This window comes from Arsukibacterium sp. (genome assembly GCF_033722355.1).
Taxonomy (GTDB): domain Bacteria; phylum Pseudomonadota; class Gammaproteobacteria; order Enterobacterales; family Alteromonadaceae; genus Alishewanella.
The window spans coordinates 1-4,871 of sequence record NZ_JAWVZF010000189.1; the positions used below are offsets into that span (position 1 = coordinate 1).

General features: G+C 49.2%; 6 protein-coding genes. 2 read left to right on the top strand and 4 right to left on the bottom strand.

From position 1 onward, the window contains the following. Entirely contained in the window at positions 1–87 is an 87-nt protein-coding gene (locus R3177_RS14830) for a DUF6942 family protein (RefSeq protein ID WP_413229090.1), read from the top strand. A 10-nt stretch (positions 88–97) separates the two neighbouring features. On the opposite strand, the gene R3177_RS13200 is transcribed toward R3177_RS14830, so the two are convergent. Further along, entirely contained in the window at positions 98–523 is a 426-nt protein-coding gene (locus R3177_RS13200; protein ID WP_318971492.1) for a hypothetical protein, read from the bottom strand. Positions 524–757: 234 nt separating this feature from the next. Here R3177_RS13200 and R3177_RS13205 point away from each other — a divergent pair, with 234 nt between their 5' ends. Then, entirely contained in the window at positions 758–1,219 is a 462-nt protein-coding gene (locus R3177_RS13205; RefSeq protein WP_318971493.1) for an isoprenylcysteine carboxylmethyltransferase family protein, read from the top strand. Here the strand turns inward: R3177_RS13205 and R3177_RS13210 are convergent. The 3 genes from R3177_RS13210 to uvrA form a co-directional block, all read right to left on the bottom strand. Further along, entirely contained in the window at positions 1,216–1,587 is a 372-nt protein-coding gene (locus R3177_RS13210; protein WP_318971496.1) for a transcriptional regulator, read from the bottom strand. The two genes, R3177_RS13205 and R3177_RS13210, sit on opposite strands and share 4 nt — an antisense overlap. A gap of 17 nt (positions 1,588–1,604) precedes the next feature. Continuing rightward, a complete protein-coding gene (locus tag R3177_RS13215) occupies positions 1,605–1,907 on the bottom strand; it encodes a type II toxin-antitoxin system HigB family toxin (RefSeq protein WP_318971494.1) in 303 nt (100 codons plus the stop codon). Positions 1,908–1,975: 68 nt separating this feature from the next. Further along, positions 1,976–4,798 (bottom strand): excinuclease ABC subunit UvrA, encoded by a 2,823-nt coding sequence (gene uvrA, locus R3177_RS13220; RefSeq protein WP_318971495.1) that lies wholly within the window; start codon positions 4,796–4,798, stop codon positions 1,976–1,978. Positions 4,799–4,871 lie beyond the last annotated feature (73 nt).

The following is a 4,871-nucleotide window of genomic DNA, read 5'->3' on the forward strand; positions in this document are numbered from 1 at the left end:
CTGGTTTGCCCGTATTTTGACTACCGTCAGCTTAATAACGAAAAGCTCGCTTTTTTAGCGCGGCTGATAAAGGCATTAGATATCTAAACGTAACTAATCACTGCACCCCGGCCTGCGCCCATTTCGCTTTTATTTTATATAGCTGGTAAAGAAACAGTGGGAACAGCAACAAGCCCAGCTCGATCTTTCCCTGGCTAATTAAAGTAAAACAGGCGTCGGCAAGACCGAGATAACCTAAAATCAAACAAGTTATCAGCCCCCAGTAGTGACCGGTTATCAGGCCGTAAAAGCTCACCGTGGCAAAAACGAAAAGCAGCCATACCAAGCCAAAAGCCAGAGAGACGTTATCGGCAGTAATGGTAATAAACGCCGGCAACTGCTGCTGGTATAAGTTACCGGTGATATACAGCAGAAACAGACAGTGAACACCAAGCAGGCAAACCCCGGAAAACTTTAACCAGACCGGTACGCTCAGGCTGCGCAGATTTTGCAGGGTGTAATCCCGGGAAAACGTTGTTTGCATAGCATATCCTTATTTAGCAAATTATCTCATCAGCCGAGTGTTGCACGGAGGTAAAAGCAACGCAATCAATAAACGCGCCTTGCCGAAAGCTGCGCTGCCGGCAGTCTGAATTTGCAGCGTTTGGACAGCAGTGTTATACGTTTTTGCGCAGAAACGGGTTTTACTGATTTGAAATAAGCTGATACACCCTGGTAAGTAGTATGATACGTAAACCAAAAACCCCGGAAGACTGTAATGCAGACACTTGAACTTAAAATACCTCCCCTTGTGCTGTTGGCCTTTTTTGCACTGTTAATGTGGGTACTGGCGAAGCTGTTGCCGCCATTGCCGTTATCTGTGGTTTGGGGGTGGGTATTGGCAGCTGGTTTCGCAGGGGCCGGGTTAGCCGTGGCGCTCGCTGGCGTGCTGGCATTTCGCCGTGCTGATACCACGGTAGACCCTCGGGTACCGCAGCAAACCTCCAGCCTTGTCATCAAAGGTATTTACCGTTATAGCCGTAACCCTATGTATCTGGGGTTTTTACTGCTGTTAACGGCGTGGGCGTGTTATTTAATGAACGCAGCAGCCCTGGCAATGCTGCCGCTGTTTGTGCTGTATATGAACCGCTGGCAGATAGCGCCGGAAGAGCGCTATTTACTGGAAAAGTTTGGCACGGAGTATCATGCCTATACCAAACAGGTAAGACGCTGGTTTTAATTTGACAGGTTTACCGGGGGTTTAATCAGCGATTCTGCCGGAATGCCCAACCCCTCGTGCAGCCGCCAGATCATTTTCAAAGTAAGCGAGCGTTTGTAATTTAAAATTTCATAAACCCGATTACTTTTACCAATCATTGGCTCCAGGTCTTTAACTGTTAAGCCTTTTCGTTCCATTTCAAACTTTATAGCCTCAACAGGATCGGGCAAATCCATGGGGAAATGCTTAGCCTCATAAGCTTCAATCAGCGTAACCATTACATCTAACTTCTCGCCGTCTGGCGTATCCGGCTGAGCCAGCATCAGTTGCTCGACTTCATGCAACGCTGCGCGGTAGTCGGCATCATTTCTGATAGGTCTGATATCCATCATTGCTTCTCCGGCGACTATATCGTTTGCACATCAATCTGATCATATTGGCTGTGAGTACCGATAAACCGCACATAAACGACTTTGTAGGCATAATTAATCCAAACTACCAGCCGATACTTATTACCAGCTACGTTGAATACCACTCTGCCATCTTTGAGAATGCTGGCATGCCTGAAATCTTGTTTTACATCTGCAGGCGAATACCAGTCTGCACTTAATACGTGGCGATGCCAGGCGAGTATAGGCTCTTTGGCATCACTATATTCCGGTTTATCCTGCCAGAATGCTTTTAACGTAGAGAGTGCAATTATTCTCATAGCGCAATTATAGTCCCATTATGGGACTTTGCAAGGATGTATTTTTTATCCGTGATTCAGATGGCACCTTACCCCAGCAGCGGCTTTAAATACTGACCAGTGTATGACTTCTTGCATTTCGCTACCTGCTCCGGGGTGCCGGTAACGAGGATTTCGCCGCCGCCATTACCGCCTTCCGGGCCTAAGTCGACTATCCAGTCGGCCGTTTTTATCACGTCCAGATTATGCTCTATCACTACCATGGTATTGCCATGGTCACGCAGCCGGTGCAGCACGTTCAGCAACTGCTGAATATCGTAAAAATGCAGGCCGGTGGTCGGTTCATCGAGAATATACAGGGTTTTACCGGTGTCACGTTTACTGAGCTCGCGCGCCAGTTTTACCCGTTGCGCTTCGCCGCCTGATAAGGTGGTAGCTGACTGGCCCAGCTTAATGTAAGTCAGGCCGACATCCTGCAATGTTTGCAGTTTGCGTTTTACCGCCGGTATCGCGTCAAAAAAGCTCAGCGCGTCTTCGACAGTCATATCCAGCACTTCGTGAATATTTTTACCTTTGTATTTAATTTCCAGGGTTTCCCGGTTGTAACGTTTGCCTTTGCAGACATCGCATGGCACGTACACATCAGGCAGAAAGTGCATTTCTACCTTGATAACGCCATCGCCCTGACACGCCTCACAGCGCCCGCCTTTGACATTAAAACTGAAGCGACCCACCTGATAACCGCGCGAACGCGCTTCCTGAGTGCCGGCAAACAATTCGCGCACCGCAGTAAAAATGCCGGTGTAAGTGGCTGCATTGGAGCGTGGTGTGCGGCCAATCGGGCTCTGATCAATATCGATAACCTTATCGAAATGCTCCAGCCCTTTTATTTCTTTATGCGGTGCCGGATCTGCGCCTTCGCCTTTGTTCAGTACCCGGTGTGCTACCCGGTAAAGGGTGTCGTTAATCAACGTTGACTTACCAGAGCCGGAAACGCCGGTAATACAGGTCATCAGGCCGAATGGTATGGCTAAGTCGACGTTCTTCAGGTTATTGCCGGTGGCGCCACTGACTTCCAGCCATTTATCAGTCAGCGGAGTACGTTTTTCCGGTACCGCGATTTTGCGGGTACCGGCCATATACTGGCCGGTTAATGATTCAGGCTCAGCCATAATCTGCTCAATGGTGCCTTGTGCCACAATATGGCCGCCATGGACACCCGCCCCGGGGCCGATATCGATAATATGATCGGCCAGGCGCACAGCATCTTCATCGTGTTCGACCACGATCACGGTGTTACCAAGATCCCGCAGGTGAGTCAGAGTGCCCAGTAAGCGCTCATTATCACGCTGATGCAGGCCAATAGAGGGTTCATCCAGTACATACATTACGCCCACTAAGCCAGCACCAATCTGACTGGCTAAACGGATACGCTGCGCTTCACCGCCTGACAGCGTTTCGGCACTACGCGATAAATTAAGATAGTTCAGACCGACATTGACCAGAAAGCTCAGCCGGTCCTGAATTTCTTTTAACACTTTTTCAGCGATTTTCGCTTTCTGACCCTGTAACGTCAGCAGCTTAAAAAAGCTTAAACAGTCGCCAATCGACAGCTCAACGATTTCTGGCAAATTGGTTTTACCGATAAACACATGGCGCGCCTCGGTGCGCAGCCGGGTGCCATGGCAGCTGGGGCAGGACTGGGTTGCCAGATACTTGCTCAGCTCTTCGCGCACCGAGTTTGATTCTGTCTCACGGTAGCGACGCTCCATATTCGGCAAAATGCCTTCAAACGGGTGGCTGCGTAGCACTACATCGCCGCGATCGTTTAAGTATTTGAAATCGACGACGATATTGCCGCTGCCGTACAAAATGACATCCTGCTGTTTTTTGCTAAGGGTACTAAAAGGCACATCCAGCTTAAAGCCATAGTGCTCCGCCAGCGCTTTTAGCATCTGAAAATAATAAAAGTTACGTTTATCCCAGCCACGAATGGCACCACCCGCCAGGCTTAGCTGACTGCTGACAATCACTTTATTCGGGTCAAAAAACTGTTTTACCCCCAGGCCATCACAGCTGGGACAGGCGCCGGCAGGGTTATTAAACGAAAATAACCGGGGTTCCAGTTCGGTCATTGAATAACCACAGGTGGGGCAGGCAAAATTAGCCGAAAATACCAGTTCAGCGGCGTCAGGCTCATCCATAAAAGCCACTTTGGCGACACCGCCTGACAGCGTCAACGCCGTTTCAAATGATTCGGCTAGGCGCAGTTTGATGTCATCGCGCACTTTAATCCGGTCAATAACCACCTCGATGGTATGCTTTTTATGTAAATCGAGGGTTGGCGGGTCAGACAAATCACAGACTTCACCATCAATCCGGGCCCGGATATAACCCTGGGCGGCCAGGTTTTCCAGCGCTTTTACATGCTCGCCTTTGCGCTCCTGTACAACAGGCGCCAGCACCATTAATTTGGTACCTTCCGGGAATTCAGTGACTTTATCAACCATTTCACTGATCGTCTGCGCTGCTAACGGCTGGTTATGCACCGGGCAGCGCGGCTCACCTACTCTGGCAAATAACAACCGCAGATAGTCATAAATTTCAGTAATGGTGCCTACGGTAGAGCGTGGATTATGTGACGTGGATTTCTGCTCAATAGAAATAGCCGGAGACAGCCCCTCAATGTGATCAACATCGGGTTTTTCCATCATGCTTAAAAACTGCCTGGCATAGGCCGACAACGACTCGACATAACGGCGCTGGCCTTCAGCATACAGCGTATCAAACGCCAATGATGACTTACCGGAGCCCGATAAACCGGTAATGACAATTAATTTGTCACGCGGTATGGTCAGTGAAATGTTTTTCAGGTTGTGGGTACGGGCACCCCGAATGTCAATTTTATCCATAGCGGTTTCCGGTTATCAGCAGTGAGGGTACGAAGGCTGTACAAATATACACTACATGGCATTAATAAAAAAC